Origin of the sequence: Enterobacter sp. R4-368 (assembly GCF_000410515.1) — a bacterium.
In the GTDB taxonomy this organism is placed as follows: Bacteria; Pseudomonadota; Gammaproteobacteria; order Enterobacterales; family Enterobacteriaceae; genus Kosakonia.
On sequence record NC_021500.1, the window covers coordinates 2,079,256 to 2,093,869 of the forward strand.

Here is a 14,614-nt window from a genome sequence, read left to right on the forward strand (position 1 = left end):
TAAATTAATTTTTAACGGTTTCAAAAGAGGTGACGATATGACTGCCAATACGCATTTCCCGGTTCGCTATCAGTATGCAGACGCCGATGGCGTCAAGGTGTTTTACCGTGAAGCCGGTAACCCGGAAAACCCGGTATTACTGCTGCTGCACGGTTTTCCCAGCTCTTCGCATCAGTTTCGCGAATTGATCCCGCTGCTGGCAGATAAGTTTCACCTTATCGCCCCGGATCTGCCCGGCTTCGGCTTTACCGAAGTTCCCGCTGAGCGCGATTACCGCTATAGCTTTGATGGGCTGGCAAACACGCTGATTGCTTTTGTCGATGCGCTGAATCTGCAACGTTTTGCCATGTATGTTTTTGATTACGGTGCGCCGACCGGATTGCGGCTGGCGCTGCATTATCCGCAGCGGGTGAGCGGGTTTATTTCGCAAAATGGCAATGCGTATCTGGACGGTTTAGGCGACGCATGGGCGCCGGTACAGGCTTACTGGCACGCGCCGACCGCGGAAAACCGGCAGGTCGTTCACGATGCGATCCTCAATCTGGAAGGGACAAAATGGCAGTACCTGCACGGTGTGCGCGACCCTGAAACTGTCGCTCCGGAAGGTTATCAACTGGATACATTACTGATGGAGCGCCCCGGAAATAAAGCGATCCAGCTGGATCTGTTTCTTGATTACGCCAGCAACTTGAAGCGCTACCCGGAGTTTCAGGCCTTTTTCCGCACCCACCAGCCACCCGCGCTGATTATCTGGGGCGAGCACGATCCGTTTTTTATCCCGCCAGGCGCGCACGCTTATAAACGCGATAATCCAAATGCGGTGGTCGAGCTGCTTGATACCGGGCATTTCGCACTGGAAACCCATGTTGGCTACATTGCCCAACGCATTCGTGACGTGATTGGTAACGCGATTGGCTAAGAAACCGGTGCGCCCCGCGGGGTGGGCGCACCGATTTTGCTTACGCACGCGTCTGAAACATCAGTGTGTCGGACGTAAACGAGCCATCGTCGCCAATAAAAAAGTGCGCTTTCACCTCGTCGGAGGTTTGGTTTTGCAGGTAGCGGATCGCCGCGCGCAATACCTCCGGCGTGTTCATGCGTTCCACCCAGGGCTGATATTCCAGCGCCAGCCGATCAGAAACCATCTTCTCAACCTGCATGCCGCTTTGCTGCGTCATTTGCAGCCACTCGGCTGGCGAGTAGTTACGTACGTGGGACGGATCGCGAAGCACTTCAATGGTTTGCAGCCAGATATCCAGCACCGGACGGCCAGGCGAGGCGATATCCATCAGGATAAATTTCCCGCCGGGTTTCAGCACACGTTTTACTTCGCGCAGCGCCAGTGCGACATCATGCCAGTGGTGCGCCGAGTAGCGGCTGATTACCACGTCAAATGTATTGTCGGCAAAGGGCAGCTTTTCCGCCGCGCCGTGTGCGGTGGTGATGTTGTGTAACTGACGATCGCTCGCCGCCTGGCGCACTACCGCCAGCATTTTTTCCGATAAGTCATACGCTGTTACTTCGCGCACCACGCCTGCGGCGGCAAAACTGGCATGCCCGGCACCGCAGCCCAAATCCAGCAGCGAGGCATCCGCATCAGTACTCAGCCACTCGACCAGACGCACTAAATCTGCGCCTTGCGCATGCACCTGGCTTGTCAGGTAGGCCTGGGCCTGGTCGCCAAACTGCTTTTTTGTTAACTCATGATGATTAACCGACATTCTCTTTTTCCTTTTTAGCACGACAAAAAGTTGCTCTTTGGCGACTATACGACCGCATTTATAGGGGTACAATATGTGTACTTATACTGGTATTAATGAGTACCCCCCATGGAAAGTACCTTATTTGCCGGGCCGAAAACCCTTGGCGCTTTTTTGCGATCGCAGCGGGAAAATACCGCGCCTGCGGATATTGGCTTGCCGGCGCAAGGGCGGCGGCGCACGCGTGGATTGCGGCGGGAGGAAGTGGCGCAACTTAGCGGCATCAGCACCACCTGGTATACGTGGATTGAACAAGGGCGGGATATTGTTGTTTCGCCGCAAACCCTGTCGAATATCGCCAACGTGTTAAAAATGAGCGCCGCAGAGCGCAAGTATTTGTTTCATCTGGCGCTGCAAAACGACCCGCAGGAAGAGCACGTCATTACCGTCGAACCTGCTGTGCTGGCCACGGTGAATCAGATGGCCTGCCCCTGCTATTTGCTGGATTTGACCTGGAATATGCTGGCGTGGAATACACCCGCTGAGACACTGTTCAGCGGCTGGCTGGATAAGGATACCCAACCGAATATGATGAGTTTTATGTTTCGCCACCCGCTGGCGCAAACGCTGGTTATCAACTGGGAAACGCGCGCCAGCCGGATTGTCGCCGAGCTACGCGCGGACGCGATGCACTACCCGCACGACAAAGGACTGAACCAGTTTGTGCAGAGTCTGAGTAACGACAGCGAACTGTTTCGCGCGTTCTGGTCGCGCCAGCAAGTGGTGGTGCGTGAGGGTGGCGAACGCGTTTTTCATCATCCGCAACAAGGCGAGTTGCACTACCGGCAGATGACCTGGCAGCTAACCAGCAACCGTTCGATCAAAATGATTATGTTAATGGACGAGTAATTCGGGCGCGGATTCTGTATATCGCAGAAAAAAATGAAGTTTATTGCTCGACATAAAAAAAACAGGCCAGAAAACTGACCTGTTTTTTATTATTTACGGAATTCCAGTGGCGCCTGGCTGGCCTGAACAAATGCGGCGATATTATCAAATGTAGTCATTGCTGATTTGCAAAAAATACATTTGGCACCTGCCGGATTTTTCTCAGTTATATCAAAGCTGGAAATTCGGTATTGCGACCCGTGACAGCACGGGCAGCGAAAATGAATACGATTAATAATTCTAAATCCTTAGCGCGGAACCACGTTGGCCGCAGCCGGACCTTTCGGGCCGTTCTCAATAGTAAACTCAACCTCTTGATTTTCTTCAAGAGTACGGAATGCATTGCTCTGGATAGCGGAGAAATGTACGAATACATCTTTGCTGCCATCTTTCGGAGTAATGAAACCGAAGCCTTTCTCAGCGTTAAACCATTTAACGATACCGTTCATTTTAGTAGACATGCTTATTACCTTCTTTTTGTTCGCCGAATGCGGCAGTAATGGTCTGAGACATTATTTTTATCAGAGTGTAAAGCGAAGACCCAAAAAGAAGTAGCAAGGAGGTACTTAGAGATGAGAAAGACTTTAGTGAACTGCTGGAGATAATGATTTATCAAACCGACGACGCATTAACGCATGGTTGCATTGACAGCGCAAGCACTATTTTAAAAATATTTATCAGTAAAACGTTATCAGCAGATTAACGTGCTGTTCTGTTTGCTTCTCAGGGATTCAATCCCGGCAAAGGGGTTTGTGTGAAGTGGATCGCACAAATGCGCTTACCATCCGGCTATTATCAATACTAGTATGGTAGTTAAGCAAAACGTTTAAGGGTGGTAATGAGCATGCAAATGACAATGCGCTGGTTTGGTCCAGTTGAAGACAAAATTCCGCTGGAGCACATCCGGCAAGTTCCCGGCGTCGAAGGTGTCGTTGGCGCGCTTTATGATGTTCCGGTTGGCGACGTGTGGCCTAAAGAGAAAATCCGCGCGCTTGCCGATCAGGTACATCAGGCTGGTTTAAAGATGGAAGTCATTGAAAGCGTTAACATTCACGATGATATCAAAATTGGCCTGCCCAGCCGCGAGCAGCTAATTGCCAACTACCAGCAGACTATTCGCAACCTGGCGGAAGTCGGCGTCAAGGTGATTTGCTATAACTTCATGCCGGTTTTCGACTGGATGAAAACCGACATGAACTATGTTCTGCCAGACGGTTCACTCACTATGGCGTTCGAGAAAAAAGGCATCGATAAAACTCTTGATGAAGTCGTGAAAGAGGTGCTGGAGAATTCCAACGGTTTCGCCCTGCCCGGATGGGAGCCAGAAAGGCTGGCAAAAGTGCAGGAGCTGTTTGCCAAATATAAAGATGTCGACGACGCGAAATTGCGCGAAAACCTGGTGTATTTCCTTAAACGCATTATTCCGGTGTGTGAAGAAGTCGGCATAAAAATGGCCATTCATCCGGACGATCCGCCATATTCTATTTTTGGTCTGCCGCGTATTGTAAAAAACCGCGACGATCTCGACTGGATTTGTAATGCGGTGGATTCAGAAGCCAATGGTATTACATTATGCACTGGCTCCATTGCTGAAGATCCGGATAATAATGTCTACCAAATCCTCGCAGAATTTACCCGCCGCAAACGTATTCACTTTGCCCACGTTAGAAATATTAAACTCATTAAAGATAAAGATTTTTATGAGTCTGCGCATTTATCCCGCTACGGTTCGCTGGATATGTTCCAGATAATGAAATCACTTTACGATAACGGCTTTGATGGTTATATCCGCCCCGACCACGGGCGCTTTATCTGGGGCGAAACCGGGCGTCCGGGCTACGGGCTTTACGACCGCGCCCTCGGTGTCACCTACCTGCACGGTTTGTGGGAAGCACTCGAAAAACAACATTAATAAAATGTCATTCAGGCCGGTGACTCCACCGGCTTTCATGTAAGGCAAATCCGAAAGGTATTCTCTATGTCCCCGTTGTTAGCGCTATTTTGGGTGCTGGTTGGTATTGCGCTCCTGGTCGTTATGAATCTTAAATATAAATTTCACAATATTTTCGCCTTGCTGATTGCAGGGATATTTGTTGCGATCATGGAAGGTATTCCGCTGGATAAAATTGTCACGGTTATTCAGGACGGTCTGGGAAGTATTCTCGGCCATCTTGCATTGATTATTATATTTGGCGCTATCATCGGTAAATTCATGACCGAATCTGGTGCCAGCCAGCGGATTGCGGATAGCGTTATTGAACGCTGCGGAACACGTTTTCTTTCGGTCGGGCTGATGTTTATCGGCGTTATTTTTGGCATCGCCATGTTTTATGAAGTGGCATTTCTTATTGCAATGCCGCTGGTGCTGAATATCGCTAAAAAAGCCAATATTCCGTATATGAAATTAGTGGTGCCCACCGTGGTTGGCGCGACCATGGGACACAGCCTTTTCCCGCCGCAGCCAGGCCCGGTCGCGCTCATCAGCGCATTCAACGCCGACATTGTACAGGTCTATCTGTACGGCATTTTAGTGATTATCCCGGCGCTGTTCTGCGCGGGCATTCTGCTGCCCAAATACCTGCCGGGTATTAACGCGATTCCGTTGAATTCGCTACTGAAACCGGTCGAAGAGAAAACCGCGCAGGATCTGCCACCGTTCAGCATCAGCATTCTGATCCCGCTGATCCCGGCGGTGCTAATGATTGTCGCGTCGATTATCAAAGGGTTAATGCCCGCAGGCTCGGAGCTGGTAAAAGTCTGCACCTTCTTTGGCAGCGCGGAAATCAGCATGCTGTTAGCCACGCTGGCGGCAATCTGGTTTCTTGGCATCAAGCGTGGGATGTCAGCAGAAGGCGTCACCCACTGCGCCAGCGACGCGATTGCGAAAATCGCCAATGTGCTGTTTGTCATCAGCGCCGGCGGCATTCTGAAACAGGTGATTGTAGTTTCCGGTGTGGGAAACCATATCGTGGACATTATGAGTCACGTCCCGCTGTCGCCGTTTATCGTGGCGTGGATAATCACGGCGATAATCCGCATTCTCACCGGACAGGGCGCCGTCGCGGCCATCACCTCGGCGGGTATCGTTGCGCCGATGGTCAGCGCGTTTCACCTCAATCCGGCACTGATGTGCCTGGCCGTTGCCTGCGGCAGCAACACCATCACACTGATGTACGACGGCGGTTTTCTGCTGTTTAAAGAGACGTTCGGCATTTCGATGAAAGACACCTTCAAAACCTGGGGGCTGCTGGAGTTAATAAACTCGGTGGTCGGCTTAGGTATGGTTCTGCTGCTCAGCCTGTTTATCGCGTAGCGGATGAAAACCGACGGGGACAAGGATGCGCCCGTCCCCTTCTCTTTCGCGAAAAGTGATGCTAGGTTTACAGATCTCGGCAATTCATCAGGCTCGCCAATGTAACGACATTTTCTTTGTGAACATACCTTTGCACCGTGCGCTATATGCCGCACGCGGTTTTCTGTTTACGTGAGAATGTCGACAATGAACACATTATTGATGGTTCTGGTGCGCGCGCTGCGCCAGCACCGCTGGCTGTGCTTGTTTGGTAGTGCCTATCTTTTTTCTTCTATCGGCAATGGGTTAACGCAAACCCTGATCCTTGGTCAGTTATTACGCTGGCATGCCTCCCCGGCAACGCTCACGCTGAGCTATATGCTGGCTACGCTACCCGGTTTTTTTGGCAGTTTATTAGGGGAATACGGGTGCCGGCGTGTTTCGCCGCTACGCTTACTGTTGCTATGTGAGCTAATTGGCATTACCGGGCTGCTTTTCCCCCTCTACGGCTTGCTGGCGCACAGCATTCCCGCGCTGCTTGCAGTGCAATCACTCGAAGCATTTGCCGCCGGGTTATCCTGGCCTGCCATGAGCCTGGTTTTTAAACGGGGTTTAAGTGCAAACGAACTGCCGGCGGCGACCAGTATGGAAACGGTGATTTTCGCCTCTCAGGTGTTGTTGGGCGCAGGCGCCGGCGTGGTGCTTTTTGACCGGGTATCACCGTTGTCACTGCTGTCAATCGATGCCATCAGTTTCGTGTTGTCTACGGTGTTGCTATGCGCCACGGCACGTTACCTGCCGCAGGTAAGCCACGAGGATCGCCACGAAAAGAGGGTGATCCTGCGCTGGCATCATTTACCGGTCATTCAAAAACGCAGCTTGTTGTTGTTACCGGCACTTGCCGCCGTTGGCGCACCGGCAATGGCGTTGCTGCCGGCGCTGATACAGCAAATGCGTCCCGCTGAAACCACTGAGCTTGCACTGCCGCTTATCTTTGCGCGCAGCCTGGGCCAACTTTGTGGCCCGCTGCTGCTAAAGGCCGATAACCTCGAACGCTATGCCAGCCACAACCGGTATCTCGTCGGCTGTTTACTGGCCTTTCTGGCAGCTTACTGTGTGTTGCCGGGTTTAACATCCTTTCCTGAAATCGCGCTGCTCATCATCTTTGCCGCTCATCTGGCGTCGAATATGGTCTTTGCCGTCGGGACATTCGGCTTGTTGCATAATTTCCATGCCGATACCGTTCCCACCGCCACGGCAAAAGTATGGCGCTGGCAATCGTGCTGTGCCGCCGTGGCGACACTGGTTGCTGCCTTACTGGCGGCAGAATGGGGAGCAACGCAGGCGTTATATACAGTTTCATTCAGCACGCTGGCGCTGGTGATGATGGTACTGCTGCGCTATCGCAGCTGATTTATGTGAGCACAGCGTCATTCTGGCTGAGCTGCCATCAGATAAGGCGTGTAGTGAGGCTGGCTATTGTATTTCGGCTGGATAACCGGCCTGGCGAAACCTGAACGTTGTCTGCGTTTCGCTCCTTGCGTTTTACGCGGCGCAGGGAGCGGATGGGTGAGTTAATACGGGTTTTGCAGCCCTCCTGTACGGTCAGTGGACTGACGGCGTTTTTTTCTGCTCATCAAGGGAAAAGAACGCCACAACATCGGCCAGCTGCTGCGCGTACTCATCCATGCTTTGCGCGATTCCCGCCGACTGCTCGACGAGCGCTGCATTTTGCTGCGTGGCTCTATCCATCTCGTTGAGCGCAACTGCCACCTGGTTCACACCGGTGCGCTGTTCTTCGGAGGAGTGGGTAATCTCATTCATAATGGCGCTAACTTGCGATATTGAATCCACCACGTCTTCCATCGCTTTCGCTGCATCCTGAACTTGATTCGCGCCAGCGCTGACATCGTGCATTGAGCCCTGGATGAGCGAATTGATCTCATCGGCGGCTTCAGCGCTTCGTCTCGCCAGGCTACGCACTTCGCTTGCCACCACGGCAAATCCTCGCCCACGCTCCCCGGCGCGTGCTGCCTCTACTGCGGCATTCAGCGCCAGAATATTCGTCTGATGCGCGATACCATTAATGACATGGTTAATCTCTGCAATATGCGCCGTGCTTTGTTCAATTTTTTTCATCCCGGCGATCACGATCGACATGGACTGTGCGCCAGCTTGCGCGATTTCATTGGCTTTTGCCGCTAACATATTCGCCTGATGAGCATGCTCGGTGTTACCGACAACGGTGGTTTTTATCTCTTCCATGCTGGCGGCGGTCTGTTGTAAAGCGCTGGCCTGCTGTTCAGTGCGTGAAGCGAGATCGTGATTGCCGCTGGCCATTTCGCCCGAGATTAATTTTATCTGCGCGGCCGATGTCTTAAGCGAAGCGGTGATTTTTGTCAGCGATGCTCTCATTCCATCAAGTTCATGGTGCACCCCATTAATATCGCCACCGCTATTATCAGCGTCGTGATGCAAATCCCCTTGCGATATCCTATGAATATTCTTTTTGATTGTATTGGTAATACTCAAAAATTCATTGCGCAATATAAAGAACAAAATCACTGATGCAATTAAAAACGCAGATAATGTGGTTATGATAGTGATAACCGTAAATCTATGGGCAGAAGCTACATAATCCTGCGTGCCCTGAACATCATATTTGACGATTAATCCACGAAAATTCCTGGCCAGCTTATTAAACGTATTAACATTTTCACGCGTTGGCTCTTGTTTAATCGACTCAATAGCTGAGGTGATCTCCCGCGTCATTTTCACGCCACTTTCGGTCTTGACAGGCGCAACCTGAAGAAAACCGTTATAGGCTCTGGCAACCTCTGCCAGCGCCGCACTTCTCTGCGTCGCTGTCAGGCCTTCGAACTGCAAACGTGCACTCGTCTGAGCAAGCGCATCATATTGATAAAACCCGAGAGCTAAGCCCCTCACGCTCTCTTTGATATTGTTCAGAGCGAGCAGCGAATAGCCCGAAACAAATAAAAGCGAAGTAAAAAGAATCACGTAGGAAAATATAACGGTATATTTTAATCTTCCCTTCTTTACAGACATACCCCATCCTTGATTCATCAAGTAAATTTCAATTTGTTTCACCATGAATAAAGCACAAGGAAAAACGCATACTGCAACGATAAACGCAGTCTGCGCCCAATGGGTTATTCAGGATTATTAGCAACGCTAACATATACTCCTTCCCCCATAAGGAAACAACTATTTTGCCAAAAATGAATAAATTCTGAAAATGCGAATTAATAAAGCGAAAAAACTAAAAGCTATTTACTGGATTGCATATCAAAAATTAAAAAATACCGGCGTTGCCGGTATTTTTATTTACGCACGGATATCGTCATATTCGCGTGTGTTGTCAAACTCGTGTTTGGCAAAGGGACATAACGGGATGATTTTACGGTTTTCCGCACGCATTTTTTCCACCACTCGCGCGACCAGCTGCTTACCTACGCCTTGCCCTTTAAGGCTCGGATCCACATCCGTATGTTCAATAATGCTTAAATGCTCGCCGGTGGGAACGAAGACGATTTCAGCAACCTGCGTTCCCTGGGCGTCATTAACATAAAACTTGTTGTGGCCTTCCAGAATTTCCATGGTTTTCTCACTTAGTTGTGGCGGTACTTCAGCGCACCGCTCGGGCAGGTATCAATGACTTTCACCACCGTTGCGACATCCACTTCGTCGGGAATGATCCACGGTTTGCGTTTCAGGTTAAAAAGCTTCGCGCTGCCGCGTACGCAGTTTCCTGCATGCTGACAGACCGCAGTATTGAAATAAACGTCAATCTTTTCACCGGTATAGACGCGGTAACCCGCGTCCAGCAGTTCCTTATCCATGACATTGCCCCTGTTCTTTTTGGTGTTGGAAAAGTAAGCATAGCCGCTCTACTTTTACGCACCCTCCGGCGTTTAATCAATAACGAACGATACGAAACCCTTCTTGTTCAGTCGGTTCGACAAAGTTGCGGGTAATAAGCGCAAACTGCTCGTCGGTAGCGGCAAAATCGTGGTCGCCTGCGGCATTTCGCTGGCGTAAACGCGCCTTGCAAATCTCATCGCTAACCGGCAAGTAGTGCAACAAATGCGGCGCGCCGGATTCGTTAACGATCGACATCATCCACTGGCGACTGGCCAGCGTGTTGGCGGGAAAATCGAGAACCACATTAACGCCTGCACGCAGTAGCGCGATGGCATGCGGCTTGATGGCGGATTTTAATTTTGCCGAGTAGAAAACGTAGTCCTCAACGGTGGTCATCGCGTCCTTAAATAACAACGATAACCAGCTGTCTTCGCTCAGCACCACCGTGCATGGCGCTTTTACCAGCTCGCTGGCAAGCGTCGATTTACCCGATGCGATTTTGCCGCACAGAAGATGGAGTGTTGCAGAAGAAGCGGAACAAACATTCATAACATCACCTCGCAGGTTGCTGCCAGCAAGGCCCCGCCGTGCTGGCGGGAAAAGGACGAACGTTATCCCACCGGTCGATTGACAGTGCGAATAATGCTCGCAATAGATAAATAGGATGAATATTTAACAGGCATGCTGGCAACGTAGCAGCAAACCTGCTCCGTTGCCAACGGTTTGTATGGGTGGGGCTTATAGCCAGCCCCATCGTGGTTAGCCGATCAACAGCAGGCAGGAGAGATCATCGCCGCCGTTGATCGTATCGATCGCGGCATCCATGCGTTTGTTGATGGTGCTGTTATGCATGGTTTTTTCAGAAAAACTGGCGATCGTTTTCATCACCAATGGCGGGTCTATCTCAACATGCAGCGACTGTACGCTGAGGAACGTTTTGAGATAAAAATAGTCCATAACGATACGATAAAACTGGCGCAATATTGTCGCCGTATTCGTGCCGGGAAAATCGCTTTCATAAAGCTTATACAGTAAGTAGTTTCGCAGCACATGCGGTTCACCCAGACAGGAATGCTTGCACAATTGCTCCCACTGCTGATCAAGAGCGGCAAACTTCTCACTCAGCGCCGACGCTTTCGTCTCTGGCGTAATTGCCAGATATTCAGCAACTTGCAGGTGCCCTTGTGATATCAGCGGATCGCGCGAAGCGTATTTCGCCACATGTTTACCCATCACGGTTAACGCATCGACTTTCATACTGGCCGCGCGAACGGTATTTTGCGCACGAAGCAGCGTTCGACCGTTCTGTAGTTCATCGATCAGCCCTGCATAAAAGTTTTCCACTTCAGCCAGATTATTCTGCAGATCAAAGTTGAGCATTTGCAGATAGAGAATAAATTGCGCCAGCGCCATCAAATTCTCTTCAATATTGTTGCTCTGCGCCTGAACCAGATTCCAGGCGAAAAGATGTATCAGATGGCCCACCTGGTCTCGCGGCTTTTGCTGCTGCAGTAATTTTACTTTTGAGCGGGCAACCAGCGTGCTTTTCTCTTGCAGCAGCATGCTTTGCGGGTCGAAAAGCACCTGGCGTACCACTTCCGGGCAGGAGAGCGTCATGCTAAAGCGTACTTCATCGGCATATTTGCGTACACCACGCGGATAGGTTGAGCATGTAGGGGATAACGCTTTTTCACCTAAATCACGGTGAACCATGCAAAGCCGGTTTTCATCAACAAACGGGCACTGCTTATCCTCATTCAATTTAATGACCGAATATTCATTTTTGCCGTTATGAACCGGGATTAAATTCTCTTTCGCAATGGCTGCAATAACAGGATTGGATGAGGACAGATAACGTTGATGCGTTTTCTTATCAATATTTATTTTCCAGCTACGGCAGCAGGAAATTAAACAATCCGGGCCAACGCATTTGAATTTATCAAAGAAAACAGGTGTCACTGTTTTATGGTGTCGCATAATACATTCTTTATAAATGAAAAGCAGAAAGTTACACGACAAAAGTGAATATCAAAAGTTGCATAAGCGCGCACAACATTCAGCATTTCACCACATGGTTCCGCGCGCTTAAAATCCTGGAGTTAGCTCCATCTGCGAAATGATATTTCCACTGCCGTTAAGATTCTGCTCAACAGAGGCAACATCGTTGCGCTCATTGCCAGACGCTTTTCCCTCTTCCCGCATTTTGCTTTTAATCAGCGACAGCAGCGATTTTAGCTCCCGGAGCGCTTCTTTCAGGGAACGGGCATCTTCCTGACGCTGGCTGGCGTTTTGTAGCGTATTGATAACGTTATCGATAGTAGATTGTGCGCCCGCGATCTCTGCCGACTTTTCTTTTTCGGTCGGATTTTCTTCGTCACTCACTTCAGCGTCAGAGGCGGCCTGCGCTTTTATGGCAGATTCATCGCTTTCACCGGTAGAAGCCTGTGCTGCGTCAGAAGCGTTAGCATCGGCACCATTGCCTGCACCAGTGTTATCACTCTGACCTAGCTGGGAAGCGAGTTGTCCAAGCTGAGATGACAGCTGTTTGAGCTGTTTCATAATGTAGCCCCCGGAGCCGCCAAACAACATGGCCAGCGCTTTCAGGCGGGCGATTTCCCGTTTCAATGCCTCAAGTTTTGCGCGCGCATTCGCTTTACTGTTCCGGGCATTTTCCTGCGTAAAGCGATTAAGCGTGGTGAGGTTTTCCTGCAAATTTTCGTAATACTCTTTCGCCTGCGGGCTGAGCGTCACAATGCTGGCAGGCGTGGGGTTAACGATTTCACTGGTGCGGGTGGCCTCCTGAGTACGAACCGTTCCTCCTTTGGCGGAAGAGGATACGTAAAGATCGAGAGAGCCAGTAAATGTGGGGCGAAGCATGCGCAATACTCCTGAAATCCATTGCTCATATTAACGGCAGCAGGGAATAAAACTTTATGCGTAAAAACGTGATGACAGGCCTTCATGCTCTAACAAAGAACCTCACGCAACACCTGAAATGCCTCTTCTGATGCTATTTAAAAATCAGAATTTAACGTAAGCATATTCTCTATAAAAATCAGGATACGTGTTTGTAGAATAATCCCCCGGCAGGAGAGTGAAAAAACCAAACTTAGAGGAGAGAAATATAAATTACTGGCAATATGCGCCTCTATTTATGATTCATCAAACTGTTATGCGGGCAGCATAATTAGTGATTATTGAATGGTCAGGATGAAAACAACAGGTAAATCGAAATGCTTGCGTAAGTATCTCTGTAAATAAAATTTATTAAGGATGATTCTATGCCAACGGGTTATTTTCTACGTCCTGGCGATAAGACAACATGCGGCGGCCATATTCTTTCAGGCTCTCCGCGCCATAGCTTTGGCGGGATGGCGACCGCAAGGAATGGTGACTCTGTATCGTGTGGTAAAGATGGAAAGATCTACTACATCGCGGGTGGCATACCCGATTACTGGATTTATGGCGTTGCAGCAGCAGGGACGTTGCATAGCCGAAGCACATGTCCCTGTAGAGCAAGATTTATTTCGTCATTTCCAAATGCCTCTTATTGGCTTGAAGAAGCAAAACCAGTTAAAGCCATTCCTGTCGCTGCCCCGCCAGTTGCAAACGCTCCTCCTCAACCTGCAAAAATTGCAGAACCTGAACAATATGCACAAGCGGCGAAGAAGAAAAATAACTTTGCGGACACCTGTGGGCCCGAAGATAACCCGCTATTGAACGGCGTTTATATCTGGACTGAAATCAAAAGAGCAGGTCACGTTTTCGTTTCGGTACATGAGAACAACACTGTCTCCCTTTACACATATGGGCGATACGGTAGAACCGCTCCCGGAGGTTTCACGGGGGACGGTATTCTTAACTTCCTGCAAGATGAAGACGCAAGAGATTACTATAGGGTCGAGCTATATCGGATGGGCGCAAGAGCATTCCGTATAGGTGACGCTGACCCGACGAAAACGAGGCAATTTTTTGAAGATCTTTGGAACAAAGGCGAACCAGCGATTCAAACATCTAAGATGGAAGAAAAAATCAAGCGAAGAGGCCACACCATCGATGAGTACGACGTAACAGGAAATAATTGTACCACTCACTCTGTTGAGGGAATTAAGTTTGCCGGGTCGATGGTATTCGAACATAGCTACACATCCACCACAACTCAGATTCCTATCGAATTAGAAGAAGATTTCACCATTCCTCTCTCATTGCAGCGTTATCTTGAGACCAAAAGTTCTGACTTCTCATCAATGACAGTTATTGAAATGACGGACGAGTTTAAAAAACTCTATTCCAATAAGGACAATTTATCGCCCTATCAAGAGTCACCAAAAGGGAAAATTCAGCACATTGCGGCGGGGTTCGCCGCTACTGGTGATTCATTATCACAATATTCCAGCGGTACTTTTGGCGGTGTATTAGGTGGATCTTATGACGTTGACGAGTAGAACTAAAACCATTCTCCGATGGGGAGGGATTTGTATTGTCTGCCTAGGTTACTTCCTTGGGCTGTTTGTCGCCTCACAAGCATTCGCTATTTTCTCTGAAAATCAGACCCTTGTTTCAAACCCTGTTCCATTAAAAGAGTATTACCAGGCGATTGATTTACTTATGCAAGCTACAAACGGCATTTATAACGCCGCCTTCTTTGGCTTTGCGATCTGTGTGCCGCTCATCTTACTTATCTTTAAAAAGGTAAGATGATGAATAAGAAGTACTAGATCAGGTGGGCGTGTATCGCGCTTATTTGCGTTGCGTATTACGTTATCGTGCTTTACTTCGATCTTGTATTCGC

16 protein-coding genes are annotated in these 14,614 nt (G+C 49.5%); 7 read left to right on the plus strand and 9 right to left on the minus strand.

Annotated elements, in window-relative coordinates:
- Positions 1-37 precede the first annotated feature (37 nt).
- The gene (locus tag H650_RS09770) at positions 38-919 is read left to right on the plus strand and encodes an alpha/beta fold hydrolase (RefSeq protein WP_020455104.1); all 882 of its coding nucleotides are present in this window, start codon (positions 38-40) and stop codon (positions 917-919) included.
- 40 nt (positions 920-959) lie between these two features.
- Here H650_RS09770 and H650_RS09775 read toward each other — a convergent pair whose 3' ends face one another.
- The gene (locus H650_RS09775; protein WP_110093677.1) at positions 960-1,769 is read right to left on the minus strand and encodes a class I SAM-dependent methyltransferase; all 810 of its coding nucleotides are present in this window, start codon (positions 1,767-1,769) and stop codon (positions 960-962) included.
- 60 nt (positions 1,770-1,829) lie between these two features.
- On the opposite strand from H650_RS09775, the gene H650_RS09780 reads away from it, so the two are divergent.
- A complete protein-coding gene (locus H650_RS09780) occupies positions 1,830-2,609 on the plus strand; it encodes a helix-turn-helix transcriptional regulator (protein WP_020455106.1) in 780 nt (259 codons plus the stop codon).
- An 89-nt stretch (positions 2,610-2,698) separates the two neighbouring features.
- On the opposite strand, the gene ymcF is transcribed toward H650_RS09780, so the two are convergent.
- Positions 2,699-2,887, minus strand: a complete 189-nt coding sequence (gene ymcF / locus H650_RS25930; RefSeq protein WP_071925288.1) for a cold shock small protein YmcF — start codon at positions 2,885-2,887, stop codon at positions 2,699-2,701.
- A gap of 9 nt (positions 2,888-2,896) precedes the next feature.
- The gene (cspE, locus tag H650_RS09785; protein WP_017457639.1) at positions 2,897-3,109 is read right to left on the minus strand and encodes a transcription antiterminator/RNA stability regulator CspE; all 213 of its coding nucleotides are present in this window, start codon (positions 3,107-3,109) and stop codon (positions 2,897-2,899) included.
- A gap of 383 nt (positions 3,110-3,492) precedes the next feature.
- On the opposite strand from cspE, the gene uxuA reads away from it, so the two are divergent.
- From uxuA to H650_RS09800, 3 genes are all read left to right on the plus strand, one after another.
- Complete coding sequence (uxuA, locus tag H650_RS09790) at positions 3,493-4,560, plus strand: mannonate dehydratase (protein ID WP_044489729.1); 1,068 nt, start codon at positions 3,493-3,495, stop codon at positions 4,558-4,560.
- Positions 4,561-4,626: 66 nt separating this feature from the next.
- A complete protein-coding gene (locus tag H650_RS09795; protein WP_020455110.1) occupies positions 4,627-5,961 on the plus strand; it encodes a gluconate:H+ symporter in 1,335 nt (444 codons plus the stop codon).
- A 186-nt stretch (positions 5,962-6,147) separates the two neighbouring features.
- Positions 6,148-7,353, plus strand: coding sequence for an MFS transporter (locus H650_RS09800; RefSeq protein ID WP_044489479.1), 1,206 nt, complete (start codon positions 6,148-6,150; stop codon positions 7,351-7,353).
- Between the two features lie 192 nt (positions 7,354-7,545).
- Here H650_RS09800 and H650_RS09805 read toward each other — a convergent pair whose 3' ends face one another.
- From H650_RS09805 to H650_RS09830, 6 genes are all read right to left on the minus strand, one after another.
- Positions 7,546-9,006 carry a methyl-accepting chemotaxis protein gene (locus H650_RS09805; protein WP_020455112.1) on the minus strand — a complete coding sequence of 487 codons (1,461 nt, stop codon included), beginning with the start codon at positions 9,004-9,006 and terminating at the stop codon, positions 7,546-7,548.
- Between the two features lie 279 nt (positions 9,007-9,285).
- A complete protein-coding gene (locus H650_RS09810) occupies positions 9,286-9,558 on the minus strand; it encodes a GNAT family N-acetyltransferase (RefSeq protein WP_020455113.1) in 273 nt (90 codons plus the stop codon).
- An 11-nt stretch (positions 9,559-9,569) separates the two neighbouring features.
- Positions 9,570-9,800: a 4Fe-4S mono-cluster protein YjdI gene (gene yjdI / locus H650_RS09815; RefSeq protein ID WP_017457634.1), complete on the minus strand. Its 231-nt coding sequence runs from the start codon at positions 9,798-9,800 to the stop codon at positions 9,570-9,572.
- Positions 9,801-9,876: 76 nt separating this feature from the next.
- Complete coding sequence (locus H650_RS09820) at positions 9,877-10,371, minus strand: P-loop nucleotide/nucleoside kinase family protein (protein ID WP_020455114.1); 495 nt, start codon at positions 10,369-10,371, stop codon at positions 9,877-9,879.
- Positions 10,372-10,581: 210 nt separating this feature from the next.
- Positions 10,582-11,799: a flagellin lysine-N-methylase gene (fliB, locus tag H650_RS09825; protein ID WP_020455115.1), complete on the minus strand. Its 1,218-nt coding sequence runs from the start codon at positions 11,797-11,799 to the stop codon at positions 10,582-10,584.
- Between the two features lie 108 nt (positions 11,800-11,907).
- Positions 11,908-12,699 (minus strand): GumC domain-containing protein, encoded by a 792-nt coding sequence (locus tag H650_RS09830; protein ID WP_020455116.1) that lies wholly within the window; start codon positions 12,697-12,699, stop codon positions 11,908-11,910.
- A 404-nt stretch (positions 12,700-13,103) separates the two neighbouring features.
- On the opposite strand from H650_RS09830, the gene H650_RS09835 reads away from it, so the two are divergent.
- Positions 13,104-14,267 (plus strand): PAAR domain-containing protein, encoded by a 1,164-nt coding sequence (locus tag H650_RS09835; RefSeq protein ID WP_020455117.1) that lies wholly within the window; start codon positions 13,104-13,106, stop codon positions 14,265-14,267.
- Positions 14,251-14,523 (plus strand): hypothetical protein, encoded by a 273-nt coding sequence (locus H650_RS09840; RefSeq protein ID WP_020455118.1) that lies wholly within the window; start codon positions 14,251-14,253, stop codon positions 14,521-14,523. The genes H650_RS09835 and H650_RS09840 overlap by 17 nt, the downstream gene beginning before the upstream one ends.
- Positions 14,524-14,614 lie beyond the last annotated feature (91 nt).